Origin of the sequence: Mycolicibacterium vulneris, assembly GCF_002104765.1 — a bacterium.
Classification (GTDB): Bacteria; Actinomycetota; Actinomycetes; order Mycobacteriales; family Mycobacteriaceae; genus Mycobacterium; species Mycobacterium vulneris.
On record NZ_NCXM01000028.1, the window covers coordinates 32,395 to 49,253 of the forward strand.

At 68.9% G+C, this 16,859-nt stretch carries 16 protein-coding genes; 12 read left to right on the top strand and 4 right to left on the bottom strand.

From position 1 onward, the window contains the following. Entirely contained in the window at positions 1-1,374 is a 1,374-nt protein-coding gene (locus B8W69_RS22885; protein WP_085292045.1) for a hypothetical protein, read from the top strand. Positions 1,375-1,378: 4 nt separating this feature from the next. Here B8W69_RS22885 and B8W69_RS22890 read toward each other — a convergent pair whose 3' ends face one another. From B8W69_RS22890 to B8W69_RS22900, 3 genes are all read right to left on the bottom strand, one after another. After that, a complete protein-coding gene (locus B8W69_RS22890; RefSeq protein WP_085292046.1) occupies positions 1,379-2,422 on the bottom strand; it encodes an LLM class F420-dependent oxidoreductase in 1,044 nt (347 codons plus the stop codon). A gap of 40 nt (positions 2,423-2,462) precedes the next feature. Next, positions 2,463-3,302, bottom strand: coding sequence for a dienelactone hydrolase family protein (locus B8W69_RS22895; RefSeq protein ID WP_085292047.1), 840 nt, complete (start codon positions 3,300-3,302; stop codon positions 2,463-2,465). An 82-nt stretch (positions 3,303-3,384) separates the two neighbouring features. Further along, positions 3,385-3,579, bottom strand: a complete 195-nt coding sequence (locus tag B8W69_RS22900; RefSeq protein ID WP_085292048.1) for an Rv1535 family protein — start codon at positions 3,577-3,579, stop codon at positions 3,385-3,387. Between the two features lie 566 nt (positions 3,580-4,145). Here B8W69_RS22900 and glmS point away from each other — a divergent pair. The 11 genes from glmS (at position 4,146) to tsaD (ending at position 15,950) form a co-directional block, all read left to right on the top strand. Beyond that, positions 4,146-6,032 carry a glutamine--fructose-6-phosphate transaminase (isomerizing) gene (gene glmS / locus B8W69_RS22905; protein ID WP_085292049.1) on the top strand — a complete coding sequence of 629 codons (1,887 nt, stop codon included), beginning with the start codon at positions 4,146-4,148 and terminating at the stop codon, positions 6,030-6,032. 120 nt (positions 6,033-6,152) lie between these two features. Next, on the top strand, positions 6,153-7,076 hold the full coding sequence (locus B8W69_RS22910) for a DUF4436 domain-containing protein (protein ID WP_085292050.1): 924 nt from the start codon (positions 6,153-6,155) through the stop codon (positions 7,074-7,076). 69 nt (positions 7,077-7,145) lie between these two features. Next, positions 7,146-7,862 (top strand): rhomboid-like protein, encoded by a 717-nt coding sequence (locus tag B8W69_RS22915; protein ID WP_245843342.1) that lies wholly within the window; start codon positions 7,146-7,148, stop codon positions 7,860-7,862. 126 nt (positions 7,863-7,988) lie between these two features. Further along, positions 7,989-9,419: an NAD(P)H-hydrate dehydratase gene (locus tag B8W69_RS22920; protein WP_085292051.1), complete on the top strand. Its 1,431-nt coding sequence runs from the start codon at positions 7,989-7,991 to the stop codon at positions 9,417-9,419. A gap of 42 nt (positions 9,420-9,461) precedes the next feature. Beyond that, the gene (gene gad, locus B8W69_RS22925) at positions 9,462-10,847 is read left to right on the top strand and encodes a glutamate decarboxylase (protein ID WP_085292052.1); all 1,386 of its coding nucleotides are present in this window, start codon (positions 9,462-9,464) and stop codon (positions 10,845-10,847) included. A gap of 238 nt (positions 10,848-11,085) precedes the next feature. After that, positions 11,086-12,252 carry an alanine racemase gene (gene alr / locus B8W69_RS22930; protein ID WP_085292053.1) on the top strand — a complete coding sequence of 389 codons (1,167 nt, stop codon included), beginning with the start codon at positions 11,086-11,088 and terminating at the stop codon, positions 12,250-12,252. Between the two features lie 52 nt (positions 12,253-12,304). Next, the gene (locus tag B8W69_RS22935; RefSeq protein ID WP_181447466.1) at positions 12,305-13,354 is read left to right on the top strand and encodes an alpha/beta fold hydrolase; all 1,050 of its coding nucleotides are present in this window, start codon (positions 12,305-12,307) and stop codon (positions 13,352-13,354) included. Further along, a complete protein-coding gene (tsaE, locus tag B8W69_RS22940) occupies positions 13,347-13,844 on the top strand; it encodes a tRNA (adenosine(37)-N6)-threonylcarbamoyltransferase complex ATPase subunit type 1 TsaE (RefSeq protein ID WP_110882029.1) in 498 nt (165 codons plus the stop codon). Before B8W69_RS22935 ends, tsaE begins: the two co-directional genes overlap by 8 nt. Next, a complete protein-coding gene (tsaB, locus tag B8W69_RS22945; protein WP_085292055.1) occupies positions 13,841-14,464 on the top strand; it encodes a tRNA (adenosine(37)-N6)-threonylcarbamoyltransferase complex dimerization subunit type 1 TsaB in 624 nt (207 codons plus the stop codon). The genes tsaE and tsaB overlap by 4 nt, the downstream gene beginning before the upstream one ends. Beyond that, positions 14,461-14,928 carry a ribosomal protein S18-alanine N-acetyltransferase gene (gene rimI, locus B8W69_RS22950; protein ID WP_085292056.1) on the top strand — a complete coding sequence of 156 codons (468 nt, stop codon included), beginning with the start codon at positions 14,461-14,463 and terminating at the stop codon, positions 14,926-14,928. Before tsaB ends, rimI begins: the two co-directional genes overlap by 4 nt. Continuing rightward, positions 14,925-15,950: a tRNA (adenosine(37)-N6)-threonylcarbamoyltransferase complex transferase subunit TsaD gene (gene tsaD / locus B8W69_RS22955; RefSeq protein ID WP_085292057.1), complete on the top strand. Its 1,026-nt coding sequence runs from the start codon at positions 14,925-14,927 to the stop codon at positions 15,948-15,950. Before rimI ends, tsaD begins: the two co-directional genes overlap by 4 nt. 4 nt (positions 15,951-15,954) lie before the next feature. On the opposite strand, the gene B8W69_RS22960 is transcribed toward tsaD, so the two are convergent. Further along, positions 15,955-16,617 carry a C39 family peptidase gene (locus tag B8W69_RS22960; RefSeq protein WP_165762670.1) on the bottom strand — a complete coding sequence of 221 codons (663 nt, stop codon included), beginning with the start codon at positions 16,615-16,617 and terminating at the stop codon, positions 15,955-15,957. Positions 16,618-16,859 lie beyond the last annotated feature (242 nt).

Genomic DNA, 16,859 nt, shown 5'->3' on the forward strand with positions numbered 1-16,859 from the left:
ATGGCCGACCGATTGGATGTGGCCGGGCGCCTCGCCGAGGGCCGCGCGGCCGTCGAGCACACCCAGACCTACGTGCAGGCCTGTCATGCGCTGGGCTACCAAAACCCCGACCTGACAACGCATCTCGTACAGGTTCGCGAATGGTATGCGGGAGAGGATGGCCTGGACCTGCGTGCGCTGGACCGCGATTGTGCTGAGCTGCGGGCGGCGGGTGTGGTGGTCGCCGAGGCGCTGCGGATGCAGCGCGCCCAGGTGGCCGAGCTGGCCGCGGCGTGGACGGGCCCGGGCGGGGACACCGCGGTGCAGCTGTTGCAACGGCACTGCGACACCGCGGACGCCGTCGCCACCGAACTGCGCGCGGCGGCTCAGCGGTGCGAGTCGCTGCGCGACAACCTGTGGTATCTGGTCGATTCGGAGGTGGCGACCGCCATCGCCATCGATGACCGCGTGCGCGCTCAGCGGCCGGCGTGGCTGACGGCCGCCGCCGCGGTCACGGCGGGCGACCGGGACGGCGCGGCCGATGTGGTGGGCGAGCAGGTAATGCCGTACGTGGACAACGACATTCGCGATGACTGGTTGACGGCGATGCGGTCCGCCTCAAACGGGGTCGAGACGTCCTACGCCATGGTCATCGACAAGATGACCGCCGTCCCGACGGCGCGCTTCGAGTTTCCCGGCGATCTCGGGACCGGCGTTGCGCCGGTGCAGCTGGCCCCGCCAGTATCCGCGGCGCCCGTCGCGGCGGCGGATCCCGCGCCGACTTTGACGGCCGCTGCGCCCAGTCCGGTTGGTGCCGCGCCGCATTCGCTCGCTCCCGCGCCGCCGCCGGTCAGTGTCGCGCCTCCCACGGACTGGGGAGCCGGGCTCGGCGACGCGCTGGGCATGCCCGCGGGCGATGTGGGTGGCGGGCTCGGCGGTCTCGGCGCTGGCGACCTCGGCGGTCTCGGCGGTGGCGGTCTAGGTGGTGGACTCGGCGGTGGCGGTGGGCTTCTCGGGCTGGCCGGTCGGATCGTCGACGCGATGGGCGGGCTGATCGGATCGGCGGGTGATGGGGTGGACGGCGCGGACGTGTTGAACGGCGACCCGGACACCGTCGACGAAAAGCCGTTCCAAGCAGAAGATTCCGAGGACACGGCCGCCGACAAGACCGCCGACGATCCAGACGGTCCCGCCGAAGCCGACCAGGTCCAACCCGTGGGCGAACCTCAGCCCGAGCCCGGCGACGCGATCCAACCGGTCGAAACCCCGCCGCCCGACACACCGGCACCGGACGCACCTCCCGCGGCTCCCGTCGCCGAACCGGCACCCGCGGCCGACCAGGAGAAAACGCCGTGCGAGATTGCCGCGGACCAGCTTCCGCAGGCGGGGCAGTGACCGCTCAGGCAGGCTTGCGCTTCAGGGCTTCCTCGACAAAGCGCACGGATTCGGCGCGGTCGGTCGACAACGGGTTCAGTAACAGCGTGGTCACACCGGCCTCGGCGAAGGCGGACATGCGTTCGGCGACGTAGCCGGGCGGGCCGATCAGCGACATGCCGCGCACCAGCTCGTCGGGCACCGCGTCGATGGCCTCCTGCTTACGGCCGGACAGGTACAGCTCCTGGATGCGGTCGGCGACCTCGCCGAACCCGTATCGCGTCGCCAGATTGTGGTAGAAATTGCGGCCTTTGGCGCCCATTCCGCCGATGTAGAGGCCCAGCTGTGGCTTGACCCACGCCAGCCGCTCGTCGAGGTTCTCCCCGATGGCTAGCGACGCGTGCACCATCACGTCCAGCGGCCCCAGCGCGGGATCACGCTTGGCGGCTCCGGCCGCCAGCGCCTCGCCCCAGATCGAGTCGGCCTTGTCCGGCAGGTAGAAGACGGGCTGCCAGCCCTCGGCGATCTCGGCCGTGAGCTCCACGTTCTTGGGGCCCAGCGCGGCGATGCTGACCGGAATACGTTCGCGCACAGGGTGATTGATGAGCTGCAGCGACTTGCCCAAGCCAGTTCCGCGATCCGCGGGCAACGGCAGCTGGTAGTGCTTGCCGTCGTATTGCACGCGTTCACGGCGCCACACCTTGCGGCAGATCTCCACGATCTCGCGGGTGCGGCCGATCGGGGCGTCGAACGGGACGCCGTGGAACCCCTCGATCACCTGCGGTCCCGAGGTGCCGATGCCCAACCGGAATCGCCCGTCGGACACGTAATCCAGCCCCGCGGCGGTCATCGCCAGCAGCGACGGCGTGCGGATGTAGATGGGCAGCACGCCGGACGCCAACTCAACGGTGTTCGTCTTGGCGGCCAGATAGCCCAGCTGGCTGATGGCGTCGAAGGCATACGCCTCGGCCACCACCACGACCTCGATGCCGGACTTCTCGAGTTCGACCACGTGGTCCACGGCCTCGTGAAAGCCACCCGAATAATTCAGAGCGATCCCGATTCGCATCCATGACACTTACCACGCGCGCGCGGTCGGCCTTAGCGTCTCACTTCAGCAGGGCGACGATCTTGTCTTCCAGCGGAATCCCCTCGGCCTCGGGGTCGATCGCGTCCGTGCCCGGCAGGTGCACCTCCGGGTCGGCGAAGTCGCGATACTTCTTGTCGCCGCCCAGGGTGTAGAGCAGGTAGCCGGTCAGCAGCGCCCGAACCGACCGCTGGGTGCGCCGGTGCGGTCCGGCCAGACCCAGCACCTTGGTCAGCCGCCGGCCCTCGACCAGCCCGCCGGATTCGGCCTTGCTGACGATGCGCAGCGTCGCCGCGTCCCACACCTCGGCGAGCGCCGACGCGTTGGAGTTCAGGCTTTTCGGATCGCCCGGCGCGGTGAAGATCACCCCGGGGACCTTCAGCGTCGCGGCCGGCTGCTGGGCAGGCGGGCTGGTCACGCTGGGGAAGATCGCCGCCACCGCCGCGGGCTTGGCCGGCATCCCCGCCGCGGCGAACACCGCCGCCGAGCCGCCGAAGCCATGGCCGGCCACGCCGAGCTTGGCCGGATGCACGCTGATCTTGCCGGGGCCCAGCCGCACGCCCGACACGATGTCCAGGGCGGTGCCGAGGTCGAAGGCGAGGTTCAGCACCGACGGGGCCACGCCGCGCTGGGTATCGGGAGCGCCGGCCACGATGCCCCACGACGCCAGATGCTCGAGCAGGCTCGAATAGCGGGCCGCGCCGGCGAGCCAGTCGTGGCCGAACGCCACGCCGGGCAGGTTCAGCCCCTCCTCGGGGGTGTACACCACGCCCGGTAGGCCGGCAAAGGCCAGGTCACCACGCAAAACTCGATGCGGACCACGGCGGCTGAGAGCTGCGACGAGCTTGCGGATGCGGGCCACGCGTTGACGTTAGCGCATCGCCAATCGGACGCCGGGGGAGAAGGAACGCCGGCCGGCTTGCCGGTGGGTGCGCGGGCCCTTTCTAGCCGCTGACCTCGATGACACCCATCCGCCACAGCGCCGCGTACAGCTGGTGCAGCGGGATGGACAGCAGCTGGGTGGTCATGTCCATCAGAGGGTTTCCGGAGCCGGCCGGCGCCTGCGGCCGGAGCTTGGGGGTCTGGGGGGCCGGCGCCATGGGGGCGGGCACCACATCGTCGTAGCGAACTGCGGTCATGATTGCCTCCTCATGGCGCCCGGCGGGCGGTCCGAAAAGTTACGCATCTCAATACGACCCGTTGCACAATTCCCGGTTAACAACCACTGACGATTGCAATCATTGCTCGGCTAAAAGCGTGGCCCCAGGTAGCCAGAATATCTGGCCTATGCCTAATAAAAGCCGGGCTGCAAATCTTTGACCACGGTTTCGACGCTGACACGCTGCGTAATCGTGATCGGGCGGGCTTCAAGCAGCTCGTCCTTTCGCTGGATCCGGTCGTTTCCAGTATTTGCTGATATTTCGAATGTTAAAGCGGCGTGTCCTGTCGTTGTTGTTGCGACACGAAAACGTCGCAAATACATCAGGTGAAAACAATTCCACCGTTCATGACGATTGAGTGAATGACCGATGGGTCCGGGGCGTCCGCCGGGGTCGCGATACCAGCCCGACGGCGGCGGGCTCGACGAGCCGGACGGAGAACTGGCGGTACGGGGTAGGTCACAGCGGGCCTTTACGCAGGTGGGCGGCCTAACCCCAACCGCGGAGTGCGGGGTCGGTGCTCCACCTGCACTACCCTGTTCAGAATGTGCGGAATCGTCGGCTACGTCGGGCAGCAGCCCGCCTGTGAGGTCGTCATGGCCGCGCTGCGCCGGATGGAGTACCGGGGCTACGACTCGTCGGGCGTCGCCTTGGTCGACGGCAGTGGCCCCTCGGCAGGCACCCTGACGGTCAGCCGTCGCGCCGGCCGGCTGGCCAACCTGGAAGAGGCGGTCGCCGAGATGCCGGCGTCGTCGCTGACCGGGACCACCGGCCTGGGCCACACCCGGTGGGCCACCCACGGACGGCCCACCGACCGCAACGCCCACCCGCACCGCGACGCCGCCGGCAAGATCGCCGTGGTCCACAACGGCATCATCGAGAACTACGCCAACTTGCGCCACGAGCTGGAGGCAGAGGGCGTGGAGTTCGCCAGCGACACCGACACCGAGGTGGCGGTGCATCTGGTGTCGCGGGCATACCGGCACGGTCCCACGGCAGGCGATTTCGCCGCGTCGGTGCTTGCGGTGCTGCGCCGCCTGGACGGCCATTTCACTCTGGTGTTCGCCAACGCCGACGACCCCGGCACCATCGTCGCCGCCCGCCGCTCCACCCCGCTGGTGATCGGCATCGGCGACGGCGAGATGTTCGTCGGCTCCGACGTGGCGGCGTTCATCCCGCACACTCGCAACGCCATCGAACTCGGCCAGGACCAGGCCGTGGTGATCACCGCGAACAGCTACCGGATCACCGACTTCGACGGCAACGAGGACCTGGGGCCCGGGGCATACCGCGAGTTCCACATCGATTGGGACCTGGCCGCCGCCGAAAAGGGCGGCTACGAGTACTTCATGCTCAAGGAGATCGCCGAGCAGCCCGCGGCCGTCGCCGACACCCTGCTGGGGCACTTCGTCGACGGCCGGATCGTCCTCGACGAACAACGGCTGTCCGATCAGGAACTCCGCGAGATCGACAAGGTGTTCGTGGTGGCCTGCGGCACCGCGTATCACTCCGGCCTGCTGGCGAAGTACGCGATCGAGCACTGGACGCGGCTGCCGGTCGAGGTCGAGCTGGCCAGCGAATTCCGGTACCGCGACCCGGTTCTGGACCGCAGCACCCTGGTGGTCGCCATCTCGCAGTCCGGCGAGACCGCGGACACCCTCGAAGCGGTACGGCACGCCAAGGAGCAGAAGGCCAAGGTCCTGGCGATCTGCAACACCAACGGCTCGCAGATTCCGCGCGAGTGCGATGCGGTGCTGTACACCCGCGCCGGCCCGGAGATCGGGGTGGCCTCGACCAAGACGTTCCTGGCGCAGATCACCGCCAACTATCTGGTCGGGCTGGCGCTGGCGCAGGCCCGTGGCACCAAGTACCCCGACGAGGTCTGGCGTGAATACCACGAGCTGGAAGCGATGCCGGACCTAGTCGCGCGGGTCATCGCGACGATCGAGCCGGTGGCCGCGCTGGCATATCAATTCGCCCAGTCGCCGACGGTGCTGTTCCTGGGCCGCCACGTCGGATACCCGGTGGCGCTGGAAGGCGCGCTGAAGCTGAAGGAATTGGCGTACATGCACGCCGAGGGATTCGCCGCCGGCGAGCTCAAGCACGGCCCCATCGCGCTGATCGAAGACGACCTGCCGGTCATCGTCATCATGCCGTCGCCCAAAGGGTCGGCCGTGCTGCACGCCAAGTTGTTGTCCAACATCCGCGAGATCCAGGCCCGCGGCGCGATCACTATCGTCATCGCCGAGGAAGGCGACGACACCGTGCGGCCCTACGCCGACCACCTGATCGAAATTCCCTCTGTGTCAACACTTCTGCAGCCGCTGCTGTCGACCATCCCGCTTCAGGTGTTCGCGGCGTCGGTGGCGCAGGCCCGCGGCTACGACGTCGACAAGCCGCGAAACCTGGCCAAGTCCGTCACCGTCGAATAGGCGGGGAACAGCTTGCGCCGCTTCGTCCGGATACCCCGCGGACACGCGGCCGATCCATTACATTGCCCTGGGACAGCATTTGCGGCAGGTGGGTTGGGCTAAGTCCGTACGGGAGGAAGTATGCGATCGGCCGGCACGAAGTACGGCGTCGTAGGCCTTATCGTCCTCATCCTCACGGCATACGTGGCGGCGGTCGGGATGTACGCGCAAAGCGGTAACGGCCAGCGTCTGGACGCGACCGCCCCGACCGTCGACGGCGACAAGCCGTCGGCGACGATCAACGTCGAAGACATCCAGTCCAACAACAGCGTGCTCGCCGTCAACCTGGCGTTCAATCCCGGATCGGCGTTGCTGGACCCGAAAACCCACCACCTCAAGGACGATCTCAGCCTGCGCGTCAGGTCCTCCGCGATGCCGGCCCGGCACACCTGGACCAAGGGGATGCTGCCCGGCCTGATGGCCGTCCCGCTGACCATCGCCGGCCAGATCGAGCGGTGGCCCTTCGATCAATACCGCTCGGGGCCGATCGAAGTCGAAATCTTCTACGGCCCTGACACCGACCGGGCGCCCGACCACGTGCCGGTCACCTTCATCGATCACCTGTCGGGGTGGCGGCTGTCCGCCACCAGAACCCAGGCGGACGGTCCCTACCGGCTGAACGTGCATCGCTCGCTCAGCACCGCGGCGTTCGCGATCGTCATCCTCGGCGTGCTCATCACGATCGCCAGTCTGGCTCTGGTGGTTGCGATTCAGACGGCGCGCGACCGGCGCCCGTTTCAGCCGCCGATGACGACGTGGTACGCGGCCATGCTTTTCGCGGTGGTGCCACTGCGCAACGCGCTGCCCGGCTCCCCACCATTCGGCAGCTGGGTCGATATCACCGTCGTCATCTGGGTGCTGGTCGCGCTGGCGGTCTCGATGATTCTCTACATCGGCTGCTGGTGGCGGCATTTGAAGCCGGTGCCCGCGCGCGCACCGGCGGAACCCGAGCCCGCACCGGAACCAGCCCCCGCGGCAGAACCCACGCCCGCGTCGGCGAAGTAGCCGATCGCCGGCGGCGTGTTTGCCGCCGAAGTTGTCCCGTGCCCCGCCGCGCGTGCGAAGGTTGATGTCGTGGCGGGTCCCTCGGTTCGCAGTCGAGTGCGCAGCATGACGCTGGTGGTCTGGCATTTCGTCATCAGCGCACCGCTGACCTACGGCTGGCTGTTGGTGCTGATGATCACGACGTTCATCCAGACCCATCTCACCGGCCGGGAGCTGCACTCGGTACTGCTGCACCGCTCCACCAACATTCACGAGTTGGGCAGGGACCCGCTCCACGTCCTGTTCTCCAGCCTGCTGTGGATCGACGGCAAAAACTTCGAGCCCTACCTGCTTCTGTTCACCCTGTTTCTCGCGCCGGCCGAACACTGGCTCGGCCAGCTGCGCTGGCTCAGTGTGGGATTGAGCTCGCACATCCTCGCCACCTACATCAGCGAAGGCATCCTCTACTTCGCGATCGAGGAACACGACGCCTCGCAGCGGCTCGTGTACGCCCGCGACATCGGGGTCAGCTATTTCCTCGTCGGCGTGATGGCCGTGCTGAGCTACCACATCGCCCGCCCGTGGCGCTGGGGATATCTCGGGGTGTTGTTCCTCATCTTCGGTTTCCCGTTGATCACGATGGGCAGCGAGCTGAACTTCACCGCGATCGGGCACTTCACCTCGATCCTGATCGGCTTGTGCTTCTACCCGATGACTCGCACGCGCTCCAAACGCAGCAGCCCGGTGAGTCCCGCGCGCCTGCGGGCCATGGCGCGCCGCAACGTGCCGCCGGATACCCCGACCTGATGCCGGCACCGGCCGCTACCGAAAGATCTTGGGCGCCAAACCACTCCGTAACGGCGCCGGCTGCTTTGGACGCCGGCGATCCGAGCGCGGCCGTACACCGCGACGCTGCCACGTAATCTGACTCTGATGCGGCATTACTACTCCGTAGACGCGATCCGCCAGGCCGAGGCGCCACTGCTGGCCAGCCTGCCCGACGGTGCGCTGATGCGGCGCGCGGCCTACGGGCTGGCCACCGAGATCATCGCTGAGTTAGCCGCCCGCACCGGCGGGGTAGCCGGGCGACGTGTGTGCGCGGTCGTCGGCTCCGGGGACAACGGCGGTGACGCGCTGTGGGCGGCCACCTTCCTGCGTCGTCGCGGCGCGGCCGCCGACGCGATCCTGCTCAACCCGGAGCGCACCCACCGCAAGGGGCTGGCGGCGTTTCGGCGGGCCGGCGGTCGTGTCGTCGAAAGTGTTTCGCCGACAACCGATCTCGTCATTGACGGCGTGGTGGGCATCTCCGGCTCCGGGGCGCTGCGGCCCGCGGCGGCCGAGGTGTTCGCCGCCGTCGACGACGCGGGAATCCCGGTGATCGCCGTCGACATCCCCAGCGGCATCGACGCGGCGACCGGGGCGATCACGGGCCCCGCGGTGCACGCCACGTTGACCGTCACCTTCGGCGGCCTCAAACCCGTGCACGCGCTCGGCGACTGCGGGCGGGTGAAGCTGATCGACATCGGGCTGAGCCTGCCCGGTCCACCGAACGTCGCAGCGCTGGGGTTCGAAGCCGCCGACGTGGCCGCCCGCTGGCCGGTCCCCGGGCCCCACGACGACAAGTACACGCAGGGCGTCACAGGCGTGATGGCCGGCTCGTCGACGTATCCGGGCGCGGCCGTGCTGTGCACCGGCGCCGCCGTCGCGGCGACCTCGGGCATGGTCCGCTACGCCGGCAGCGCGCACCGCGAGGTGCTCGCGGTCTGGCCCGAGGTGATCGCCTCGCCCACCCCCGTGTCGGCCGGCCGCGTGCAGTCCTGGGTCGTCGGGCCGGGATTGGGCACCGACGACGTTGGGGCCGCGGCGCTGTGGTTCGCGCTGGAAACCGACCTGCCGGTGATCGTGGACGCCGACGGGCTGACCATTCTGGCAGCCCATCCCGAGCTGGTGGCCAACCGCACCGCGCCGACGGTGCTGACCCCGCACGCCGGTGAATTCACCCGCTTAGCGGGTAACCCGCCCGGTGATGACCGGGTGGGTGCGTGCCGCAAGCTGGCGGACGCGTTGGGCGCCACGGTCCTGCTCAAGGGCAACGTCACGGTCATCGCCGACCCGGGCGGCCCGGTCTACCTCAACCCGGCCGGGCAGTCCTGGGCGGCCACCGCCGGCTCCGGCGACGTGCTGTCCGGGATGATCGGCGCGCTGCTGGCGGCCGGCCTGCCCCCGGCCGAGGCGGCCGCCGCCGCGGCCTTCGTGCACGCGCACGCGGCGGCACTGTCGGCCGCCGACCCGGGACCCGGTGAGGCGCCCACCTCGGCGTCACGCATCCTGCGGCACATCCGCGCCGCTCTGGCCGCCCTGTAGCCCAATACCGTCCAACGAATACCGTCCAACGAAAGGATCCACGTGACCCTCAGCCATCCGTCCGTGCCCGCGCACTCCATCGCCCCCGCCTACACCGGTCGGCTGTTCACCACCCCGGTGCCGGCGCTGCGGCTGCCCGAGGAGTCGATGGATCCGGAGGCCGCCTACCGCTTCATCCACGACGAGCTGATGCTCGACGGCAGCTCCCGGCTGAATCTGGCCACCTTCGTCACCACCTGGATGGACCCCGAGGCCGGAAAGCTGATGGGCGAGACACTCGACAAGAACATGATCGACAAAGACGAATATCCGGCGACCGCGGCCATCGAGCAGCGCTGCGTCTGCATGGTGGCCGACCTCTTTCACGCCGAGGACCTGCGCGACGACGATCCGGCCAGCGCCGTCGGGGTGTCGACCATCGGCTCCAGCGAGGCGGTCATGCTCGGCGGGCTGGCCATGAAATGGCGCTGGCGGGAAAAGGTCGGCAAAGACTGGAAGGGCCGCACCCCGAATCTGGTGATGGGCTCCAACGTCCAGGTGGTGTGGGAGAAGTTCTGCCGCTACTTCGACGTCGAACCGCGCTATCTGCCGATGGAGGAGGGCCGCTACGTCATCACCCCCGAGCAGGTCCTCGACGCCGTCGACGAGGACACCATCGGCGTGGTGGCGATACTGGGCACCACCTACACCGGTGAGCTTGAGCCCATCGCCGAGATCTGCGCGGCGCTGGACAAACTGGCATCCGGCGGCGGTGTGGACGTCCCGGTGCACGTCGACGCCGCCAGCGGGGGATTCGTGGTGCCCTTCCTGCACCCCGAGCTGAAGTGGGATTTCCGGCTGCCCCGGGTGGTGTCGATCAACGTCAGCGGCCACAAATACGGCCTGACCTACCCGGGCATCGGCTTCGTGGTGTGGCGAAGCAAGGAGTACCTGCCCGAGGACCTGGTCTTTCACGTCAACTACCTGGGCGGTGACATGCCGACCTTCACGCTGAACTTCTCCCGGCCCGGCAACCAGGTAATCGGCCAGTACTACAACTTCCTGCGGCTGGGCCGCGAGGGCTACATCCAGGTCATGCAATCGCTGTCGTCGACCGCGCGCTGGCTGGGCGAGCAGTTGCGCGTCGGGGATCACTGCGAGCTGATCTCCGACGGCTCGGCGATCCCGGTGGTCAGCTTCCGGCTCGCCAAGGACCGCGGCTACACCGAGTTCGACGTCTCGCACGAGCTGCGCGGATACGGCTGGCAGGTGCCGGCCTACACGATGCCCGACAACGCGACGAACGTGTCGGTGCTGCGCATCGTTGTGCGAGAGGGGTTGTCCGCCGACCTGGCCCGGGCGCTGCACGACGACGCCCGCACCGCGCTGGCGTCACTGGACAAGCTCAAGCCGGGCGGGCATTACCGCGCCGAACACTTCGCACACTGAGTCCGTTTAGCGGGCTTCGTCACACCGGGCTTTGTCACACCGGCCACAGTGGCCTCGGCGCGGGGCGGGCAATTGTCCCTCCACCCTGTGGCCGGGGCGCATGTGGCGGCTGTGACCATTGCGGCGACGCGGGCCCGGCCGCGCGCGGTTCGCCCGCCGTCGGCGAGCGGTGTGTCCGACCGGTTCTGGGACAATGGCTGCTGCGAACTGACAGACAGACGAGTGGAGCGCGACTTCCTTGGCCGTTACGCCGATATCCCTGACACCGGGCGTCCTCGCTGAGGCCCTGGTCGACCTGGGCGCGATTGAGCACAACGTGCGGCTGCTGTGCGAGCAGGCCGCCGGCGCGCAGGTGATGGCCGTGGTCAAGGCCGACGGCTACGGCCACGGAGCCCCCCAAACGGCGCGCGCCGCGCTGGCCGCGGGGGCCACCGAGCTGGGCGTCGCCACCGTGGCCGAGGGTCTGGCGCTGCGCGCGGCCGGAATCACCGCCCCGGTGCTGGCCTGGCTGCACCCGCCCGGCTTCGACTTCGGGCCCGCGCTGCTGGCCGACCTCCAGATCGCCGTGTCATCGGAGCGCCAACTCGACGAGCTGCTGGACGCGGCGCGCCGCACCGGACGGACCGCGACGGTGACCGTCAAGGTCGACACCGGGCTGAACCGCAATGGGGTCCCGCCGGGGCAGTACCCCGCCATGCTGACTGCGCTGCGCAAGGCCGTCGCCGAAGAGGCCATCGCGGTGCGGGGCCTGATGTCGCACATGGTGTACGCCGACCAGCCCGCCAATCCCGTGAATAACCTTCAGGCCCAACGATTCAGCGACATGCTGGCCCAGGCGCGCGATCACGGTGTGCGGTTCGACGTGGCACACCTATCGAACTCGTCGGCCACCATGTCCCGTCCCGACCTGGCCTTCGACATGGTGCGCCCCGGCATCGCGATATACGGGCTGAGCCCGGTCCCCGAGCGCGGCGGCATGGGTCTGGTCCCGGCTATGACGGTGAAATGCACTGTGGCCCTGGTGAAGTCGATTCGTGCGGGGGAGAGCGTGTCCTACGGCCACACCTGGACCGCGCAGCGCGACACCAACCTTGCGCTCATCCCGGTCGGCTACGCCGACGGCGTCTTCCGGTCGCTGGGCGGCCGGCTGGAGGTCATGATCAACGGCAGGCGGCGACCGGGTGTCGGGCGGATCTGCATGGACCAGTTCGTCGTCGACCTCGGTCCGGGACGCACCGACGTGGCCGAGGGCGACAAGGCGATCCTGTTCGGGCCGGGCACCAATGGCGAGCCCACCGCGCAGGACTGGGCCGACCTGCTCGGGACCATCCACTACGAAGTGGTGACCAGCCCCCGCGGGCGGATCACCAGGACCTACCGCGAGGCGCGAACCGTTGAGTCGTGAGAAATCCCGCAGGCGCCGCAAGGCCGGCGCCTGGCTCGCGGGAGGCGCGGGGGTGACCGCCGTCGCCACCATCATCGGAGCCTCGGCCCGCCGGTCGATGACCCAGCGTGCCACGGTCGAAGACCCGTACGCCCACGAGGATTTCAACAGGATCGAGGACGACACCAGGTCGGTGGTGACCACGCCAGACGGGGTACCGCTGGCGGTCCGCGAGGCGGGCCCGGCCGATGCACCGCTGACCCTGGTGTTCGTCCACGGATTCTGTTTGCAGATGGGCGCCTTTCATTTTCAGCGCACGCGGCTGCCCGATCAGCTGGGTCCCGACGTGCGGATGGTCTTCTACGACCAGCGCGGGCACGGCAGGTCCGGCGAGGCCGACCCCGAGACCTACACGCTGACCCAACTCGGCAGGGACCTGCAGAACGTGCTGGACGTAATGGCACCGCGTGGAATGATCGTGCTGGTGGGCCACTCGATGGGTGGCATGACGGTGTTGGCCCATGCTCGCCAGTTCCCCGAGCAGTACGGGCGGCGCATCGTGGGCGCCGCGCTGATTTCCTCGGCGGCCGAAGGTGTTTCGAGGTCACCGCTGGGTGAGATACTGAAAAACCCTGCGCTGGAAGCGGTCCGGGTCGCAGCCCGGTCCGCGCCGAAGCTGATGCACCGCGGCCGCAACGTGTCCCGCTCGTTGATCGGCCCGGTGCTGCGGGCTGCCTCCTACAGCGACCTGCAGGTCAGCCGCAGCCTGGACGCATTCTCCCAGCGGATGATGAACAGCACCCCGATCCCCACCATGGTTGGCTTCCTCGACGCGCTGGAAAAGCATGACGAAACCGCCGGGCTGTGGACGCTGCTGCGCGTCCCGACCGTGATCGCGTGCGGCGACCACGATCTGCTCACCCCGGACGAGTATTCACGGAAGATGGCCGCCAGCCTGCCGCAGTCCGAGCTGGTCATCGTCGCCGGGGCCAGCCACCTGGCGCTGCTGGACAAGCCCGACGCGATCAACGGCGGACTGGTCCGACTGGTCGGACGGGCCACCCCGTCCAAGGCGGCGCTGCGGATACGACGGATCCGAGAAAGGTTGCGGCGCCGTGGTTGAGGTCAATGGCGGCACCGCGACGCTGGAGCGCGTCGAGGACACCATGGCGCTGGGGTCGCGGCTGGGGCAACACCTGCGGGCGGGCGACGTGGTGGTGCTCTCCGGCCCGCTCGGCGCCGGAAAGACCGTGCTGGCTAAGGGAATCGCCGCGGCGATGGATGTCGACGGGCCGGTCACCTCACCGTCCTACGTGCTGGCGCGGGTGCATCCGCCGCGGCGCTCCGGCGCGCCGACCATGATTCACGTCGACATGTACCGGCTGCTCGACCACACCGGCAACCAGGGAGCCGACCTGCTCGGTGAACTCGATTCACTGGACTTGGACAGTGATCTCGACGACGCTGTGGTCGTGGTGGAATGGGGCGAGGGCCTGGCCGAGCGGCTCGCCGAGCGTCATCTGGACATCCGGCTGGAGCGCGTCACCAACTCCGACGTTCGAATCGCGACCTGGCAGTGGGCCGGCAACGCCGATAACGAGGGCCATTCATGAGCATCGTCCTTGCGCTGGACACCGCCACCCCGGCGGTGACGGCCGGCCTGGTTCGCAGCGACGACCTGAGCGTGCTGGCCGAGCGGGTCACCGTCGACCCCCGGGCCCACGCCGAACGGCTCACCCCGAATGTCGTTGCGGCCCTAGCCGATGTGGGGATGACGATGGCTGACCTGAACGCCGTCGTGGTGGGCTGCGGGCCGGGCCCGTTCACCGGTCTGCGGGCCGGGATGGCCACCGCCGCCGCCTACGGGCATGCGCTGGGCATCCCGGTGCACGGCGTGTGCAGCCTGGACGCCATCGGCGTGCGAACCACCGGGGACGCGTTGGTGGTCACCGACGCCCGCCGCCGCGAGGTGTACTGGGCCCGCTACCGCGACGGCGTGCGCACCCACGGTCCCGCGGTCAGCTCGCCGGTCGACGTCGACCCGGGTACCGCCGCGACCGTCGCCGGCTCACCCGAACACGCCGGCCTGTTCGGCCTTCCGGTGTGCGAGCCCAGCTGCCCGACGTCGGCCGGATTGGTTGCGGCGGTGGGCGATTGGTCCGCCGAGCCCGAACCGCTGGTGGCCCTGTATCTGCGTAGGCCCGACGCCAAACCGTTGGCGGCACGCCAATGACCGCTCACAGCGAGGCCGTCACCGTCGGCGGCCTGACCCGATCCGACGCGCAGCGCTGCGCCGAGCTGGAGGCGCAGCTCTTCGACGGCGACGACCCGTGGCCAGCGGCGGCGTTCCACCGCGAATTGGCCAGCGCGCACAACCATTACGTGGGCGCCCGGATCGGCGAGACGCTGGTCGGCTACGCCGGTATCTCGCGGCTGGGCCGCACCCCGCCTTATGAGTACGAGGTGCACACCATCGGCGTGGATCCCGCATACCAGGGCCGGGGCATCGGCCGCCGGCTGCTCGACGCGCTGCTGACCTTCGCCGACGGCGGTGCGGTGTACCTGGAGGTCCGCACCGACAACGCGGCGGCCATCGGGCTGTATACCAGCGTCGGGTTCGAGCAGATCGGCCTGCGCCGCCGCTACTACCGCGTCAGCGGCGCCGACGCGTACACGATGCGGCGGGAGGCCCGGTGAAAACCATCTTGGCGATCGAAACCTCTTGTGACGAAACGGGAGTCGGCATCGCACGACTGGACGCCGACGGCACCGTGACGCTGCTGGCCGACGAGGTGGCCTCCAGCGTCGACGAACACGTGCGGTTCGGTGGCGTGGTACCCGAGATCGCCTCCCGCGCACACCTGGAGGCACTGGGCCCCGCCATGCGCCGCGCGCTGTCGACCGCCGGCCTGGACAAGCCCGACGTCGTCGCGGCCACCATCGGGCCCGGGCTGGCCGGCGCCCTGCTGGTGGGAATCGCTGCGGCCAAAGCCTATTCGGCCGCCTGGGACGTGCCCTTCTACGCGGTGAACCACCTGGGCGGACACCTGGCCGCCGACGTCTACGAGCACGGGCCGCTGCCCGAGTGTGTGGCGCTGCTGGTCTCCGGCGGCCACACCCACCTGTTGCACGTGCGCTCGCTCGGCGAGCCGATCGTCGAGCTGGGCAGCACCGTCGACGACGCCGCCGGCGAGGCCTACGACAAGGTGGCTCGGCTGCTCGGCCTGGGCTACCCGGGCGGCAGGGTGCTCGACGAGCTGGCCCGCACCGGAGACCCCGACTCCATCGCCTTCCCGCGCGGCATGACCGGGCCGCGCGACGACCCGTACGCGTTCAGCTTCTCCGGGCTGAAGACGGCCGTCGCGCGCTATCTGGAAAGCCACCCGGACGCCGTCAACGCCGACATTGCGGCCGGGTTCCAGGAGGCCGTCGCCGACGTGCTGACCAAAAAGGCGGTGCGCGCCGCCGCCGGGCTCGGCGTGCAGACCCTGCTGATCGCCGGGGGAGTGGCCGCGAATTCGCGGTTGCGCGAGCTTGCGGAGCAGCGCTGCGCGGCGGCCGGGCTGGCGCTGCGGATCCCCAGGCCGCGGCTGTGCACCGACAACGGGGCGATGATTGCGTCCTTCGCCGCGCACCTGGTGGCCGCCGGGGCGCCGCCCTCGCCGCTCGACGCGCCGAGCGATCCGGGGCTGCCGGTGATCAAGGCGCAGGTGAGCTGACGCATCAGATGTGGTGGGGCATCCACTGCACGGTGCCATAGCCGGTCTGCCGGCTGACGATCAGCAGGTTGTTGCTGGTTGACCAGGCTTGGGTGAAGGTGGCCATAGGGATCTGCTCGTCGCGGCCAGAGGGGGTGCCGCTGTCGTTGAGGTGGACGACGTTGTTGGTGGTGTCGACCCCGGTGACGACGACCGCGTGATCTGCCTGCCCGCGCTGCCCCTTACCCCGGGGGTAGTTCCAGATGGTTTCCGCGTTGAGCGCGGCGATCACCTTGTGGCCGCCGGCCAGGTATTGCTCAAGTCCTTGCATGGTGTTGCCGGTCGTGATGTCCGACTGGATGCCGTAGTGCTGCAGCAGCATGACCATGTCCTGCGGGGACGTGCCGTCAAAGAAGTAGACGTCTCCGCCGTGGGATTGGCTCGGGGTGAAGATGCCTCGCAGCTCGACGCCGAGCTGGGTGGGCTCGTGACCGGTGAGCTGGCCGACCACGTCGGCGACGGCCATCAGGCCGCAGTCTTCCTGGTGCTGGTAGCGCCAGTAGGCGGCGGCTTGCTGCGGGTTGCCATACATCTGCCCGTTCGGGTCGGCCTTGGCTAGCCCGGTCAACCCGGTGAAGCCCACTACGAGCACGGTGGCGATCGCCGTGACAAGTCCGACACGATTCACAAAAAAGCTGCCAGGACGCACAGTTTGCATTATTCACCTTTCGCGCTTGCCCGGAATGACTTGCACGGGTGCCGGTATCGCTCACGGACGAAAAGGAAGCAGCAGGCCGCCCTTGAGTGCTAGCACTCGCATGTATAGAGTGCTAGGTGGCAATCGGCCAAGCCCTGTGTCGGCACCCGCGACGACGGCGCTCGGGCACGGACGGATGCCGAACACCTGATAACTCGGACGGTTCGGGGTCA